This window comes from Catellatospora vulcania (assembly GCF_009720385.1).
Taxonomy (GTDB): domain Bacteria; phylum Actinomycetota; class Actinomycetes; order Mycobacteriales; family Micromonosporaceae; genus Catellatospora; species Catellatospora vulcania.
This window is the reverse complement of record NZ_WARX01000007.1, coordinates 451,337-466,783: the sequence shown is the minus strand read 5'-3', so window position 1 is coordinate 466,783 and position 15,447 is coordinate 451,337. Positions and strand designations below refer to the sequence as shown.

Genomic DNA, 15,447 nt, shown 5'->3' with positions numbered 1-15,447 from the left:
TTCCCAGCGTCAGACTCCTATCCGGGCTCGAAGCACCAGGCATCAACGACGTCGGCGGGCGACCACCCCGATTTTCACGCCCGGCATGGGCGTCGCGATAGGGACATCGGAGACTCCTATAGGGACACCCAGCGTCCACAAAAACAGATCTTCAAAGTTGCACCGCACGTTTTGACTGATTTGTGCGGCCAGCAAGGCGAAACGGCGGAGGCGGAAGCGCGGTTCCGCAGCTGTGAAATCATCTGTTTTAAGCAGTTTGGGTGTTGAGCGACCTTTTGAGTAGCTAGGCAGCACTCAAGTTGCATCGTTTTTTGCGTCGATCGGCGGGTAGAGTCGAACCGTGGCCACCCTGCGCGACACCGCGACGGACCGAGTCGCCCACAGCGTCCTTCACACCGGACGCGCGGGCGCGCTGCGGCCGGTCGATGCCATCGTGCTGGGCTATCTGGCGGTCGTGTCGACGCTGGTTGCTTCCGGCCACGACCTGGTCCCGCACTGGTGGACCTACCTCATCGCGTACGCGGCCATGGCTTGCGCGGTGCTCGGCCTGATCGCGGCGCAGGCCCGAAGACCGGACATCACGGTGCTCGCCGTGCTGCGTGTCGCGTATCCGGTGGTGCTCGCGCCGCTGGCGTACAGCCTGGTGGGCCCGACCGTGCTGGTGGTGCACGGCGGCTACCTGGACGCCGGGATGAACGCCTTCGAGACGGCGCTGTGGGGCGGCCATCCCACGCTCTGGCTCGACGCGATCGTATCCAGGCCGCTCACCGAGCTGCTCTACGCCTGCTACATGAGCTACTACCTGTACATCGTCGTGCCGCCGCTGCTGCTGATCATCCGGCGACGCCTCGACGCGCTGGAGCGGCTCGTCACCACGGTCAGCGCCGCCGTGTACACCTGCTACCTCGGCTTCCTGATACTGCCGGTGCTGGGACCGCGTCACTCGCTGGCCGGTCAGCTGGATCCGCCCGTGCTGACCGGCTACGTCCTGGCACCGGCACAGCAGTTCCTGATGGCGCACGCGGACCCCGCCGGCACCTGCTTCCCGTCGGCGCACGTCGCCGGAGCGTGGGCCGCGGTGCTGGCGGTCCGCCGGATCTGGGGACGGGCCGCCTTCCGGTGCCTGCTGCTGCCGACCGTCCTGCTCACCGTCTCCGTGGTGTACACGCGCTACCACTACACCGCCGACGTCGTCGCCGGTCTAGCGGTGGCGCTGGCCGCGGACGCCCTGGTCGACAGGACGCGCGGACGGGTCAGCGGCTGGGCAGGCGCACCACGCTGACGAAGAAGTCGTCGATCTGCTTGACGACCGCGATGAAGCGCTCGAAGTCGACCGGCTTGGCCACGTACGCGTTGGCGTGCAGCTGGTAGCTGCGCAGCACGTCCTCCTCGGCCTGCGAGGTGGTCAGCACCACGACCGGGACGCGGCACAGCTCGGGATCGTTCTTGATCTCGCGCAGCACCTCGCGGCCGTCGCGGCGCGGCAGGTTCAGGTCCAGCAGGATCAGGTCGGGGGTGTTGGCCTCGGCGAACTCCCCCTCCTTGCGCAGGTAGGCCAGCGCCTCCACGCCGTCGCTGACGACGTGCAGGGTGTTGCGCATCTTGTACTCCTCGAACGCCTCGCGCGTCATGAGCACATCGCCCGGGTCGTCCTCGACCAGCAGCACTTCGATGGGGCGTCCGCCCTTTTCCTCGTTGATCATGCGGTCAGCTCCTTGTGCTGGGTCGGCACGGCGGGCATGATCGCCGCGCCGGAGTTCTCGCTGATCGGCAGCGAGAACGTGATGGCCGCGCCATCGGTCCGGGAGTCGTCCACCCAGATGCGGCCGTCGTGATACTCCACGATCTTCTTGGCGATGGCCAATCCCATGCCGGTGCCCGGGTAGGCGTCCTTGGCGTGCAGCCGCTGGAAGATGATGAAGATCTTCTCGGCGAATTCGGCCTCGATGCCGATGCCGTTGTCGCTGACCGTGATGTCCCAGGCGTCTTCGGTGCGCTCGGCGCTGACCTCGATGCGCACCGGCACGTCCGTCCGGCGGAACTTGAGGGAGTTGCCGAGCAGGTTCGCCAGCAGCGTGCCCAGCAGCGCCTCCTCGCCCGCCACCGTCGGCAGGTCCGACCACGTCACGGCGCCGGCACCGTACTTCTCCTCGACGTTGAGCTGCTCGGCGACGTCGCGCATCACGGCGTCGAGGTCGACCGGCTGGAAGCCGCTGGAGTTGCGGCCGATCCGGGAGAAGGCCAGCAGGTCGTTGATGAGCCGCTGCATCCGCTGCGCGCCGTCGACCGCGAACAGGATGTACTGGTCGGCGCGCTCGTCGAGCTGCCCGGCGTAGCGGCGCTGCAGCAGCTGGCAGAAGCTGGCCACCTTGCGCAGCGGCTCCTGCAGGTCGTGCGAGGCGACGTAGGCGAACTGCTCCAGGTCCCGGTTCGAGCGGGTCAGCTCGGAGGCCTGCGCCTGCAGCTGCTGATTGATCACCTCGACGGCCTGCCGGGCCTCGCGGACCTCGCTCAGGTCGGCGGCGATCTGGCGGCGCATCCCGTCGATGTCCCGGCCGAGCCGCTCCAGCTCGGGCGAACCCGTGGCGACGATCTCCGTGTCGTACGCGCCGTCGGCGACGTTGCGCACCTGCTCGGCGAGCTGGGTCACCGGCCGGCTGACCATCCGGTTGATCAGCACGACCAGGAACGTCCCCATGACCAGCACGACCAGGCCCGCGGCGATGAGCAGCACGACGAGGTTCTCGCTGCCGGACTGAACACTGGCGACGGCAGCATTACGCAGCGTGACGATCTCTCGCTGGAGCTGCGCGACCTGCTCCCGCGCCTGATCGAACCGCTCTCGCCCGCCTACCTGGTTGAGCAGCTGCTGACCGGCCTCGGTGCCCTGGTCCCTGGTCGCCGTGACGGCCGGCTCGGCGACCGTGGTCCGCCAGGTGGTGGCCGCGGCGCGGGCGCGCTCCAGCTGGGCCCGGATCTCGGGCTCGTCGGCCAGGAGCGGGATCATCGTCCCGTAGAGCCGCTCCTCGGCCTCCCGGCCGGTGCGGTAGGGGCCGAGGTCGGCGGAGTCCCCGCTGAGCACGTACCCGCGCACCCCGGTCTCCTGGTCGACCAGGGCCATGCCCAGCTGCTCGCCCGACAGGCGCAGCACGCCGGTCTTGTTGAGCACCACGTCGAGCTGATCGAGGTTCGCCGTGGCCAGCAGCGCGGCGCTGACGGCGAGCACGGCCAGCAGCGCGGCGGTGGCGCTGGCCAGCGCCGTCACCCGGGCGCGCAGGGACCAGGTCCGCGGGTGGGTGAACTGCACGCGCTTGATCACGAAGTTGGTTCCTTACTCAGCAGGACGATCGCGATGTCATCGGCCATCGGGCCGCCGTTGAGCGTCTCCGCCGACTCGACCAGGCTCGCGGGCAGACGTTCCATGGTGTCACCTCGGGCGAGGCGGGTGGCGCAGAGGCCGACCAGGCCCTCGTCGCCGAGCCGGTCCGCGCTGTCGCCCAGCCGGCCCTCGACCAGGCCGTCGGTGTAGAGCAGCAGCGACCAGTCGGCCGGAAGCTCGATGTCGGCGCGCTCGCGGGGCGCGTCGCCCACGCCCAGCAGCAGCCCGTACGGCACGTCGACCGGGGCGGCCCGGCCGCCGGACAGCAGCAGCGGCGGCGGGTGCCCGGCCAGCCAGAACGACGCCCGCCCGGCGGCCAGGTCGATGCGCGCCACGGCCATCGTCGCGAAGGTGCTCGGGTGGCTGCGCTCGCTGCGCAGCACCTGCTCCATCGCCGTCAGCGTCTGCTCCGGCGGCACCGCCGCCAGGGTCAGCGCACGCCACGCCACCCGCAGCTCGACGCCCAGCGCCGCGCCGTCGACGTCGTGTCCGCTCACATCGCCGATCATCACGTGCACCGTCTCGGGGCTGGTCTGCACCACGTCGAAGTAGTCCCCGCCGAGCAGCGCCTCGTAACGGCCCGGCCGGTAGAACGTGTGCACGGAGATCTTGTCGGTGGTCATCAGCGGCTGGGGCAGCAGGCCGCGCTCCAGCCGCGCCGACTCGGCCTGGCGCAGCTCGACGTCGCGCAGCCGGCGCGCGTTCACCTCGGCGTACTTGCGCTCGACGGCGTAGAGCACCGAGCGCTCCAGCAGCGCGCCGTCGACCTGGCCCTTGACCAGGTAGTCCTGCGCGCCCTCGGCGACCGCGGTGATGCCGACGTGGGAGTCCTGCCGGCCGGTGAGCACGCAGACCGCCGTGCCGGGCGCGTCGGCGAGCACCCGGCGCAGGCCGTCGATGCCCTGCGCGTCGGGCAGGCCGAGGTCCAGCAGGATGCAGTCGACCTCGCCGAGCAGCGGCCGCGCGTCACGCAGCGTGCGCGCGACGGTGAGCTGGATAGCCGCGTCCTGCTCGCGCAGCAGCTCCTCGACCAGGAACGCGTCGCCCTCGTCGTCCTCGATCAGCAGCACCCGCAACCGGGTCAACCTAGCCGGTCCCCGCGGCTGGGTCGGCAGGGATGCAGCGGCGAACATGGATTCCCTCACGTCTCGGGCCGCAGGTCGGCAATGAATACGGTTTCCTCCAACCGCACTGCAGATCATGCCTGCGCCGGGCCGCTCCGCACAACTCACGGGAGCGGGCCCATGCCGAAGCGTTATGGGCGTCCCGAACGGGCCTTCCACCGGGTCGCGGCCGGTCGACGGCGACCCGCCGAAAGGGCTTGTGCGGCTTGCACGGCGGACTCATCCTCAAGGTGATCGCGGGTGGCGCGCCGACCCTCCCACCGCATGGGTGCAATGCCCGCTGATCGCCTGATCTGACGTGGTTTGCGGGGGCTCGGCCAACGCACCTGATCCGAGGCGGTGACCTGATGAGCTCGCGCTACCGCAACCCGCTGGTCAACATCGCGTCCATGCTGATCTGCGGCCTGCTCGCCGGAGTGGTCGTCGCCGCGGCGGTCTTCCCCGCCGTGGCGCTGTCCGGCATGGCCGCGGTCGTCGGCGGCGACGCCTTCGGCAAGCTGCCCGACGAGCTGATCGTCAAGCGCTCGCCGCAGCTCAGCTACCTCTACGCGGCCGACGGCAAGACGCTGCTGGCCACCATGTACGACGAGAACCGGCGGGACCTGCCGCTGGCCGAGGTCCCGATGATCGTGCGCCAGGCCGTGCTCGCCGCCGAGGACCAGAAGTTCTACGAGCACAACGGCGTCGACATCAAGGGCATCGCCCGCGCGTACATCGCCAACAAGAAGGCCGGCGACGTCCAGCAGGGCGCCTCGACGCTGACCATGCAGTTCGTCCGGCTGTCCATTTCCTACTCGGCCGACACCGCCCAGGAGGTCGTCGACGCCACCGAGGACACCACCAAGCGCAAGGTCCGTGAGATGCGCTACGCGATGGCCATCGAGCAGCGGATGAGCAAGGACGACATCCTAGAGGGCTACCTAAACACCGCATATTTCGGAAACCGGGCATATGGCATCTTCGCTGCGGCGCAGGTCTACTTCGGCAAGGAGCCCGCGGCGCTGACCGCCGCGGAGGCCGCGTTCCTCGCCGCGCTGGTGAAGTTCCCCGGCGACTTCGACGTGATCAGCCTCAAGGGCCAGGCGCTCGCCATCGCCCGGCGCGACTACGTGCTCGGCGAGATGGTGGAGACCGGTGCGCTCACCGAGCTGCAGGGCACGCTGGCCAAGAACGAGCCGTTGAAGGTCACCGGCAAGTTCACCCCGAACGGCTGCGTGCAGAGCACCAACGTCAAGTGGGGCTTCTTCTGCGACTTCTTCCAGCGCTGGTGGAACCAGCAGCCGGTGTTCGGGATCACCCCGTACGACCGCGAGCGCTCGCTGAAGTCGGGCGGCTTCCGCATCGTCACCTCGCTGGACCTCACCGCGCAGTCAGCGATGGACCGCAGCATCGACCGGGCGGTGAACAAGAACCCCGACCTGCCCGGCGGCAAGTGGCGGTACAAGTCCGACGCGGTGCTGCTGGCCGCCGTGGAACCGGGCAGCGGCAAGGTGCGCGGCCTGGCCGCCAACCGCAACTTCCGGATCGACAACAAGGCCAAGCCGCAGAACGGCAAGGCGTCCAACCCGGCGCTGGCCCGCCGGGGGCTGCGGGGCAGCTACCCGAACACCACCAACCCGCTGCTGACCGGCGGGCCCGACATCGGCGGCTACCAGCCAGGCTCGGTCATGAAGATCTTCACGCTGGTGGCGGCGCTGGAGAAGGGCTACCCGCTGTCCACGGTCATCAACACCCGCGCGCCGTATGTCTCCCGGACCCGGATCACCGGCTCCCCGAACTGCGGCGGCTACTGGTGCCCGACGAACTCGGGCGGGCGCAACTTCGGGCCGCAGAACATGTGGAACGGCTTCGGCAGCTCCATCAACACGTTCTTCGTGCCGCTGTTCGAGATGACCGGCGGCTCCCGGGTCATCGACACGGCCAAGCGGATGGGCCTGACCTTCTACGACAACCCGCGGTCGAACCTCGACGACTTCTACTACTCGACCCAGGCGGCCGATGGCTGGGGCCCGTTCACGCTGGGCGCCTCCGACCACACCCCGCTGCAGATCGCCAACGCCTTCGCGACCCTGGCCGCCGACGGCGTCTACTGCGAGCCGATCCCGGTCGAGTCGATCACGACGAGCAAGGGCGAGAAGCTGGACGTCGGCGACCGGCGCTGCAAGCAGAACATCCCGGTGGACGTGGCCCGCGCCGCGATCGACGCGGCCCGGTGCCCGGTCGGCGACCGGTCCCTGTACGGCAAGTGCCAGGGGGCCACCGCCCGCGACTCCCGCGAGATCATCGGCAAGCACATCGCCGGCAAGACCGGCACCACCGACAACTCCAAGTCGGTGACGCTGACCATCACCACCAGGCAGCTGGCGATCTCGGGCTTCCAGACCGACCCCGACTGGGCGCAGGTCAACCATCAGATGTCGCACCGCGTCATCAACCCGGCGGTGCAGTACGCGCTGCGTGACGCGATGAAGGGCAAGCAGTCGGTCCAGTTCCAGCGGCCGAGCAACAGCCGGCTGATCACCGGATCGCAGGTCAGCATCCCGGTGGTCAAGTGCAAGACGGTGGCCCAGGCCCGCTCGATCCTCGGCGGCAAGGGCTTCAAGGTCGAGACGGCGCCGAAGCAGGTCGACTCGGACTGCGCGAAGGGCATGGTGGCAGGCACGAACCCGTCGGGCCGGACCATCAAGAACGGCATCGTGGTCATCGAGATCAGCAACGGCAGCAAGGTCAAGCCGAGCACTCCGCCGAGCCCGCCACCGAGCCCTGGAAATCCCGGCAATCCGGGCAACGGACCCAATCCTCCGCCACCGTCCCGGACCGTGTTCGGAGTCCCCCTCAACCGCCCGCGGACTCCGGGAAGACCGCGCCCACCGCGGGGGTCGGGGTGAAGGAGGCCGGCATGCCGATGAAGCCGTTGATCGCGCCGATCGAGGGGTAATGCTGCGTGCCCTGCTCGTCGATGACGTAGTCGGGGATGCGGCGCAGGATCTCGTCCAGCATCACCACGGCCTCCACCTTCGCCAGGTGCGCGCCGACGCAGCGGTGCACCCCGGAGCCGAACGCCACGTGCCGGTTCGGGGTGCGGTCCAGCCGCATCTCGGCAGGGCACTCGAAGGCAGCCGGGTCGCGGTTCGCGGCCGCGAAGGCGAGCATCACCCGCTCGCCCGCCGCGATGCGCTGACCGCCCAGCTCCACGTCGCGGGTGGCCGTACGGGACATGAACTGCACCGGGGCCAGCACGCGCAGGAACTCGTCCACGGCGGTGGGCAGCAGCCCCGGGTCGGCGATGAGCCGGTCCCGCTCGGCGGGGTGGCGGTGCAGCCAGTGCAGGGCGTGCGACACCAGGGCGGTGGTGGTGTCCACTCCCCCGGCGACGACCAGCCCCGCGGTCGAGATGACGTGGTCCAGCGGGAGCAGCTCGCCGTCGTCACCGGTCGCGGTGGCCAGCACACTGATCAGGTCGCCGGCAGGCTCGGTGCGGCGGGCCACGACCAGTGCGCCGAGCACCGCCATCATCTCGCCGACCGCGGTCATCGCCTCCGTCCAGGTCGCGCTGCCGGGCGGCGAATAGGTGAGCAGGTGGATCGGCCCGGCGTAGCGTTCCCAGTCGGTCAGCGGCACGCCGAGGATGCCCAGGGTGACGATGGCCGGGACGGGGTTGGTCAGCTCGGCGACCAGGTCCGCCTGCCCCTTCTCGGTGAACCGGTCCAGGCAGGCGGCCGTGACCTGACGGATGAACGGCTCGCGACGGCGGGACTGCTCCGGCGACAGCGGCCCGTTGAGCAGCCGCCGGTAGACGGTGTGCAACGGCGGGTCCAGTTCCTGCGGCACGTTCAGATACGGGATCGGCGGGTTGCTGGTGCCCCGCATCGGTCCGGCCGGGTCGGTGTGGTCCTGGAAGGAGGAGAACACGGCGTGGTCGCGCAGGGCCTCCACCAGCGGCTCGTACCCGGACACGACCCAGGTCCCGCCGTAGGCCGCGGTATGCGCGACCGGACATGCCGCCACGTTGCCGTCGGAGATCTCCTGCCACCGGTCACGGTAGTCCGCGCTGTGGTGGTCGAGCTCGATGGTCGGCCGTGCCGTCAGGTCGCGGACGGCGTCCGGCTGGTGTGCCTCCATGGCATCCTCCTCGGGTCACCGTCCATCATGGACCGGACCCGGCCTCGCCCACAGTGACGATTCGGTCACCGCCGGCGCTACCCGGCGACACCCTCTCCAGGGGTGCTCCTGTCCGCCAGGGAGCCCGCGGTTTCCGCCCACCCGGCTGGTGGCGTCGGCGACAGGGCCGGGCCGATGATGACCCGGTGGTCGAACTCACCGTGCTCAGTGCCGTGATGGTGCTCTTCAAAGCCGCCTTCGCGGGCGAGGACCTGGACCGCAAGGTCGGCGCAGACATCATCTCCACCATGTTCAGCGGGCTGCTCCGCACAACCTCGCCGACCGACCCGGTGCTGCTCAAGGTGCACGAGATCGTCAAGAAACTCGAAGACGCGGACTACAAGCAGGCCATGGCGAGCGGTCACCGGTATCTCGCCGAGGCCCGGCTCGGCGGCCGGATCCGCACCGAGCGGCTCGAACGCGCCCGCGCGAAGCTGGAGGACGCGGCTTCGGCGGCGGAGGCGATGGAAGTCCCGCTGCTGATGGCCAACGCGGAGTTCGCCGTCGCCAAATGCGACGCGCTGCTGGGCGCGTCCGACGATGCCGCGATGGCGCTCGACCGGGCGTCAGCGGCCCTCGAGCAGGCCATCGAAGCGGCGGACGCGTCCGGGCTCACCTATCGCCTGCAGATGCTGCGCAATGCGAAGTTCGCCCAGGACGGCTCGGTGTCGAACTGGCTGACCCGGGCGGCCGACCGGGACCTGATCCGGCAGCGCGACCTCGACGCCCTGGCCAAGAGCGCCGACGACATGCAGAGCCAGCTGCAGGACCTCACTTCGCTGTACAGCGAGGTGCAGACCGCGATCCTGGCCCGCACCGGCGGGACGCAACCGGTGCTCTGGGCGCAACCGGCCGGCCAGACCGTCCAGACCGGGCTCGACGCCAAGGCCGTGACGACGGTGACCGGCGACGCCCCGGTCCGCGGCTTCGGCCTGACCCTGCAGGTGGAACAGCGCAGGCTCGGGCGCGCCCTCGGCGGAGGGCTCGTCGTCGAACTGGCCCTGAACCTGACCGTCCATGAGGAGAGGCTGCTGCACTGCCGCAGCGTCGCCTCCCCTGCCGCCCGGCCGTCGACCGCTCCGCTGCAGCTGCGCGGGCTGATCGGGGCGCTCGCACCGCTCAACCCCGCCGGCGCCACCTCGTTCACCGTGCCCAGAGGCAGCCATCGCCGGGTGCTGACGGTCCCGGTCGACGGCGAGGCCGTGGACGCCGTCAAGATCAGGATTTCGCGGCCGCTGGACGGGGGACGGCAGGCCGGCACCGGAGCTTGCCTCTACATCGCCATACCGCACTGACATTGACGCCGGCCTATCAGCTTCCGGGTCGCCGTGCGCGAGCACACGTCGCGTAGGCGTACAGAAATGGCGTAGATCCTGGCGAAGTGCCATCATCTTCCCATGTTCGTCGGTCGCCGTACCCTGATGGGAGCAGGCCTGGCCGCGGTCGGCGCGGCCGTGACCGGATGCGGCGAGCCCGAGCCGCGCAGCCTGCCGGGCCGCGTCGAACCCGACGTGATGCCGCCGAGCCCGAGCCCGATCGCCACCGCGTCGGTGAGCCCGTCGGGCCAGGCCCCGTACGCCGCCGACGTCACCAAGGCCCTTCGCCGCTACCTGCCCGCGACTTCGCAGACCGTGCAGCACCACGGCTTCCCCGGAGCGGTCGCTCTGGTGCTGGTCGACGGCAGGCCAACCGTGCACACCGCCGTCGGCGAGGCACTGCGCTACGAGGCCGGGCCGAAACTGCTTCCCCCCGCCCGGCGGGTGCCCATGCGACCGGACTCGATCTTCGACCTCGCCTCGATCACCAAGGTCTACACCGCGATCCTGCTCCTGCAGCAGGTCGAACAGGGCAGGGTCGCGCTCGACGCGGCCGTCGCCGAGTACCTGCCCGGGTTCACCGGCACCGGCAAGCGCGCCGTCACCGTCGCCATGCTGCTCACCCACACCGGCGGCCTGGCTCCCGCCGCGAAGGTCACCGGCCTGCCCGACAACGCCGCCCGCTGGCAGGCGGTGCTGGCCGCTCCCCTGGTCTCCGGTGCGAAGCCGGGCAGCACGTTCCGCTACTCCAGCGTCGGCGTCATGGTCGCTGGGAAGATCATCGAGCAGGTCACCGGCCGCCGTCTCGACCAGGTGCTCAAGTCCGACCTCACCGAACCGCTCGGGCTGCGCGACACCGGCTTCACCCCGAACACCCGGCTGCCCGCCGACGTGCGGCGCACCCGGCTCGTGGCCACCGACGCACGGTCACCCCGAGGCCTGCTGCGCGGCACCGTCCACGACGACGTCGCCAACCACCTCGGCGGCATCGCCGGGCACGCGGGCCTCTTCGCCAGCGCCGCCGACGTCGCCGCGATCGGCCAGCTCCTCCTCGACGGCGGCGTCCACCAGGGCAGACGCCTCCTCGCCGAAGCCACCGTGCAGCAGATGCTCGTCAACGCCAACGCCGGCAAACCCGCCGTCGACCGCGAACGCCCCTACCGGACCTCCGCGCACGGCCTCGGTGTCGTGCTCGACCAGCGCTGGTTCATGGGCGGGCTCACCGGCCCCCGCACCTTCGGCCACACCGGCTTCGCCGGGCCCTCGCTCGTCGTCGACCCCGACCGCAGGCTCGTGCTCGCCCTGCTCACCAACCGCGCCCACCCCAACTGGAGCTGGGCCGACCCCGACCCGGCCCGCGTCGCCGTGGCCGACGTCCTCGCCAAGGCCGTCGGCTGATCGCAACCGCTCAGGTACGCAGGTACGACGCCCCGTTGAGGTCGATGATCGTGCCTGCCGCCCATTCCGCCTGCGGCGAGGCGAGCCAGTGCACCGCGGCGGCGACCTCCTCGGGCTGCGCGACCCGGCCGAACGGGCTCTGCGCCCGGATCGCGTCGGCCCGGTCGGAGGCGAGGTAGTCGCTGACCATGTCCGTCTCGACGAATCCCGGCGCGACCGCGGCGACGGCGATGCCGTACGGGGCCAGCGCGACCGCCAGCGACTGGGTGAGCGAGTTGAGCCCGGCCTTGCTCGCGCCGTACGCGACCTGGCCCGGCTCACCGCGGAACGCCCCGCGCGAGGAGACGTTGACGATCCGGCCGCCGCGCTCGCGCATGTGCCGTGCGGCGCACCAGATCGCGTTGGCCGCGCCGACCAGATTGGTGTCGAGGGTGGCCCGCCACTGCTGCTGCCAGTCCTCGTACGAGGTGTCGAAGATCGGGTGCGGGGTGAACACACCGGCGTTGTTGACCAGCACGTCCAGCCCACCGAGCGCAGCGGCGGCGGAGTCGACCATGGCACGGACCGCATCGGGGTCGGCCAGGTCGGCCTGGACCACCACGTGGCCGTCCCCGGGCAGCGAGTCCCGCACCTGCTCGGCCGCGCGCACCGACGCTCGGCAGTGGACGGCCACCCGGTCGCCGCTGTCCGCGAACGCCTTCGCCACAGCCTTTCCGATACCCCGGGATGCCCCTGTCACCAGCACTGCGCGTCCACTCATGCCGATCATCCTGCCAGCGCGCCCGCTAGTCGATCAACAGCGCTGCGAGGTCCGTCACGGCTGTCCCCCAGCCGCGGACAGAGGTGTGCTGGAGTAGACCGGTGGACGCCATGGACATCGCCGCACGGTTCGATCTCGGTGCGGGCGCGAAACTGTCGGACGGTCCCGTCGCCAAGGGCCGTCAGGGCGCCGTCTGGCGATTGGAGACATCCGAGGGCCGCTGGGCAGTGAAAACGGCCTTCCACCCCACCAGCGAGGAGGGGGTACGTTCGGCGACCGTGTTCCACGAGGCGGCCCATGCCGCCGGCGTGCCGACACCGCAGGTGCGGCGGACCGTGCAGGGGACCGTGTTCGCCCTCGCAGGGGACACGCAGGTCAGGGTGTACGAGTGGGTGGACCTGAAAGCCCCGGACGCAGGGCTCGATCCGGCGCTGGTCGGCGCGGTGGTGGCCGCCGTACACCGGGTGCCGTCGGCCGGGACCGGGCCGGTCGACCAGTGGTATCGCGAGCCCGTCGGAGCCGCCCGCTGGGACGAGCTGGTCCAGGAGCTGAGCGCGGCCGGGGCCCCGTTCGCCGGGCGGCTGGCCGGGCTGCGCGACGAGCTGGTGGCGCTGGAGTCGTGGCTCGAACCGCCCCTGGCGCTGCAGACCTGCCATCGTGACCTGTGGGCCGACAACGTCCTGCCCACCGCGGACGGCGGCATCTGCGTCATCGATTGGGAGAACAGCGGTCCGGCCGACCCTGGTCAGGAACTCGGGTGTGTGCTGTTCGAGTTCGCGCGCACCGACCCGGGCCGGGTCCGCGCGCTGACCGACGCCTACCGGCAGGCCGGCGGCCCCGGGGCGGTGGACCGGCGCGGCAGCTTCTCGATGCTGATCGCGCAGCTCGGGCACATCACCGAGATCGCCGCCACCGACTGGCTCCGGCCGAACGCCCGCTCGCCACGGCGCGCCGACGCCGCCGCGTGGATCAGCGAGGTCCTCGACGAGCCGCATACCCGCGAGCTGCTCGACGCACTGCTCGAAGCAACCGCTGATTCGCAAGCAAGGTAGGATCAGGCAAGAGGCCAGGAGCATGGTTCTAACGTCTGGGCAGCTCACGCTGCTTAGCTGGTTACGTCGATATACCAGGGGTGCGAGAGCACTCCGCGAGTGAATCAGGCGGAACCATGCAGATCGCCATCGTCATCGGCGCCAGCTCCGGCATCGGGCAGAGCGCAGCCGTCCAGCTCGCCAAGCGCGGCTCGGGGGTGATCCTCACCTACCACGGCAACCCGTCCGGCGCGCTGGACACCGTAGCGAGCATCGAGAACGAGGGCGGCACAGCCGTCGCGCTCCCGCTGGACGTCGGCCGCAGCGAGACCTTCCCGGCCTTCCGCGCATCGGTCGTCGCGGCGCTGCGCGACACCTGGGGCCGCGACACGTTCGACCACCTGGTCAACAACGCGGGCTTCGGCCAGATGGCGATGTTCGAGGACACGACCGAGGAGCTGTTCGACAGGTTCATGCGGGTGCTGCTCAAGGGGCCCTACTTCCTGACCCAGACCCTGCTGCCGCTGCTGGCCGACAACGGCGCCATCGTCAACGTGGCCAGCAACTCGGCGCTGCTGTCCGGTATGGAGCCCGGATACTCCGCGTACGCCTCGATGAAGGGCGGCCTCCTCGTGCTGACCCGCTACCTGGCCAAGGAGCTGAGCGTACGCGGCATCCGCGTCAACGCCGTCTCCCCCGGCCCCACCCGCACCAACATCGCCGACTGGAGCCTCTACGCCGACGCCGTCGCCGACATCTCCGCTCGGACCGCGCTCGGCCGGATGGGCGAGCCCGATGACATCGGCCTGCTCATCGCGGCACTGCTCGGCGACGAAGGCCGCTGGGTCACCGCGCAGAACATCGAGGTCGCCGGCGGGTACAACCTCTGATCTCTGAACCACGTCCCGGGAGCTGCCGCACGACGCGACGGCTCCCGGGCCCATGCCGTCACACCAGGGACGGCGCCATGGTGAACGCCGAGTCGCGCAGGCGGGCGGCGTCCTGGCTGGGCGGGGCACCGAATTGGCGGCGGTACTCGCGGCTGAACTGCGACGCGCTGTCGTAGCCGACGCGGATGCCGACACCGGTGACGTCGTTCGGGTGCGTGGCCAGCAACAGCCGGGCCTCCTGCAGCCGGATCTGCTTCTGGAACTGGATCGGGCTCATCGCGGTGACGGCCTGGAAGTTGCGGTAGAAGGCGGACACGCTCATCCCGGCCAGCTGTGCCACCTCCTCGACCCGGAACGCCTGTGCGTAGTGCTCGCGGATCCACCGGACCGCCCGCGCGATGTGGGTCAGGCTGCTGTCGGCCAGGCCGAGCTGGCGTACGACGGCGCCCTGCTCGCCGCTGATGAGCCGCCACAGGATCTCGCGCTTGATCAGGGGCGCGAGCACCGCGGCGTCCCGGGGACGGTCGAGCAGGCGCACCAGCCGGACCACCGCGTCCACGAGTTCGTCGGGCGCGTCGCTGACGACCATGGCCGACGGCGCAGCGGCCCCTGTGGACGGCACGTCCCCGGGAGCCGCCTGCAGCAGCAGTTCCGCCACCGTGGCCGGGTGCAGGACGAGGCCGAAGCCGAGCGCAGGCTGCTCCGGGCTCGCCTTGGTGAAATGGCCGGTGACCGGAAGATCCACCGACGCTACGAGGTACTGGCCGGCGCGGTACTCGTAGACCCGCTCGCCGAGCGCGATCCGTTTGGCGCCCTGTGCGATGAGCGCCATGACGCTGCCGGTCATCGACGGCGACGGCTGGCTCCGCTGGTCGACCTTCGAGATCAGGACACCGTCGATCGCGGTGGTCATGTCGGGCCGGGCGTGCCGGCCCAGCAACGCCCGCAGCTCATCGAGCTCCATGATCCGATTGAAGCACGAATCGGCCCCGAACCACCCGCGGCGGTTCGAGGTCACCGGCCGACCTGGCGGGCAACCTGGTCGTCGGGCATGCTGTGGGGCGTGAGCGACAGCTACATCCGCCTGATCCCGAGCGACCGGGACTGGCAGCCTGGCTGGCCGGTCGGCTTCGCCCGATTCGAGGTGAGCGCCATGAACCCGACCCGCGCCAAGTACGAGCTCGACGCGGCAGAACTGGCCGAAGTCGCCGGCCTGCTCGGCCACCCGGTCAAGCAGATCCTGGCCCACTACTGAACGGCCGGGCGGCGGATAGGCCAGCTGATGAACCTCGCTGAGCTTCGGGATTCTCTCTGGTCCAACGACACCGCCGGAAACGCCTTGCTTGACGCACTCCGATGACGCTGCGACGGCGTGCATCGTTCACCGG

The 15,447-nt window shown here is 70.4% G+C and carries 14 protein-coding genes; 8 read left to right on the top strand and 6 right to left on the bottom strand.

Annotation, left to right across the window (positions count from 1 at the left end):
- Positions 1-267, top strand: a 267-nt coding sequence (locus F6W97_RS41020; protein ID WP_230687097.1) for a hypothetical protein, incomplete at its 5' end; no start/stop codon positions are given.
- Positions 268-340: 73 nt separating this feature from the next.
- The gene (locus F6W97_RS30110; RefSeq protein ID WP_155373922.1) at positions 341-1,282 is read left to right on the top strand and encodes a phosphatase PAP2 family protein; all 942 of its coding nucleotides are present in this window, start codon (positions 341-343) and stop codon (positions 1,280-1,282) included.
- On the opposite strand, the gene F6W97_RS30105 is transcribed toward F6W97_RS30110, so the two are convergent.
- From F6W97_RS30105 to F6W97_RS30095, 3 genes are read right to left on the bottom strand one after another with little or no spacing between them, the layout of a single operon-like run.
- Positions 1,254-1,703, bottom strand: coding sequence for a response regulator (locus F6W97_RS30105; protein ID WP_155373921.1), 450 nt, complete (start codon positions 1,701-1,703; stop codon positions 1,254-1,256). The two genes, F6W97_RS30110 and F6W97_RS30105, sit on opposite strands and share 29 nt — an antisense overlap.
- A complete protein-coding gene (locus F6W97_RS30100) occupies positions 1,700-3,319 on the bottom strand; it encodes a sensor histidine kinase (RefSeq protein WP_230687096.1) in 1,620 nt (539 codons plus the stop codon). Before F6W97_RS30100 ends, F6W97_RS30105 begins: the two co-directional genes overlap by 4 nt.
- The gene (locus tag F6W97_RS30095) at positions 3,316-4,449 is read right to left on the bottom strand and encodes a PP2C family protein-serine/threonine phosphatase (protein WP_330164993.1); all 1,134 of its coding nucleotides are present in this window, start codon (positions 4,447-4,449) and stop codon (positions 3,316-3,318) included. The genes F6W97_RS30100 and F6W97_RS30095 overlap by 4 nt, the downstream gene beginning before the upstream one ends.
- A 401-nt stretch (positions 4,450-4,850) precedes the next feature.
- Here F6W97_RS30095 and F6W97_RS30090 point away from each other — a divergent pair, with 401 nt between their 5' ends.
- On the top strand, positions 4,851-7,391 hold the full coding sequence (locus F6W97_RS30090) for a transglycosylase domain-containing protein (protein WP_155373919.1): 2,541 nt from the start codon (positions 4,851-4,853) through the stop codon (positions 7,389-7,391).
- On the opposite strand, the gene F6W97_RS30085 is transcribed toward F6W97_RS30090, so the two are convergent.
- Positions 7,339-8,625 carry a cytochrome P450 gene (locus tag F6W97_RS30085; protein ID WP_155373918.1) on the bottom strand — a complete coding sequence of 429 codons (1,287 nt, stop codon included), beginning with the start codon at positions 8,623-8,625 and terminating at the stop codon, positions 7,339-7,341. The genes F6W97_RS30090 and F6W97_RS30085 overlap by 53 nt on opposite strands.
- Positions 8,626-8,810: 185 nt before the next feature.
- On the opposite strand from F6W97_RS30085, the gene F6W97_RS30080 reads away from it, so the two are divergent.
- Together F6W97_RS30080 and F6W97_RS30075 are read left to right on the top strand one after the other, a co-directional pair.
- Complete coding sequence (locus F6W97_RS30080; protein ID WP_155373917.1) at positions 8,811-9,959, top strand: hypothetical protein; 1,149 nt, start codon at positions 8,811-8,813, stop codon at positions 9,957-9,959.
- 102 nt (positions 9,960-10,061) lie between these two features.
- A complete protein-coding gene (locus F6W97_RS30075) occupies positions 10,062-11,378 on the top strand; it encodes a serine hydrolase domain-containing protein (protein ID WP_155373916.1) in 1,317 nt (438 codons plus the stop codon).
- Positions 11,379-11,388: 10 nt separating this feature from the next.
- Here the strand turns inward: F6W97_RS30075 and F6W97_RS30070 are convergent, their stop codons facing one another.
- On the bottom strand, positions 11,389-12,138 hold the full coding sequence (locus F6W97_RS30070; RefSeq protein ID WP_155373915.1) for an SDR family NAD(P)-dependent oxidoreductase: 750 nt from the start codon (positions 12,136-12,138) through the stop codon (positions 11,389-11,391).
- 110 nt (positions 12,139-12,248) lie between these two features.
- Between F6W97_RS30070 and F6W97_RS30065 the strand changes: the two genes are divergently transcribed.
- Positions 12,249-13,190 carry a phosphotransferase enzyme family protein gene (locus F6W97_RS30065; RefSeq protein ID WP_230687105.1) on the top strand — a complete coding sequence of 314 codons (942 nt, stop codon included), beginning with the start codon at positions 12,249-12,251 and terminating at the stop codon, positions 13,188-13,190.
- Between the two features lie 116 nt (positions 13,191-13,306).
- Positions 13,307-14,059: an SDR family NAD(P)-dependent oxidoreductase gene (locus tag F6W97_RS30060; RefSeq protein WP_155373913.1), complete on the top strand. Its 753-nt coding sequence runs from the start codon at positions 13,307-13,309 to the stop codon at positions 14,057-14,059.
- Positions 14,060-14,117: 58 nt separating this feature from the next.
- Here F6W97_RS30060 and F6W97_RS30055 read toward each other — a convergent pair whose 3' ends face one another.
- Entirely contained in the window at positions 14,118-15,023 is a 906-nt protein-coding gene (locus F6W97_RS30055; protein WP_155373912.1) for an AraC family transcriptional regulator, read from the bottom strand.
- Between the two features lie 99 nt (positions 15,024-15,122).
- Here F6W97_RS30055 and F6W97_RS30050 point away from each other — a divergent pair, with 99 nt between their 5' ends.
- Positions 15,123-15,314, top strand: coding sequence for a hypothetical protein (locus F6W97_RS30050; RefSeq protein ID WP_155373911.1), 192 nt, complete (start codon positions 15,123-15,125; stop codon positions 15,312-15,314).
- Positions 15,315-15,447 lie beyond the last annotated feature (133 nt).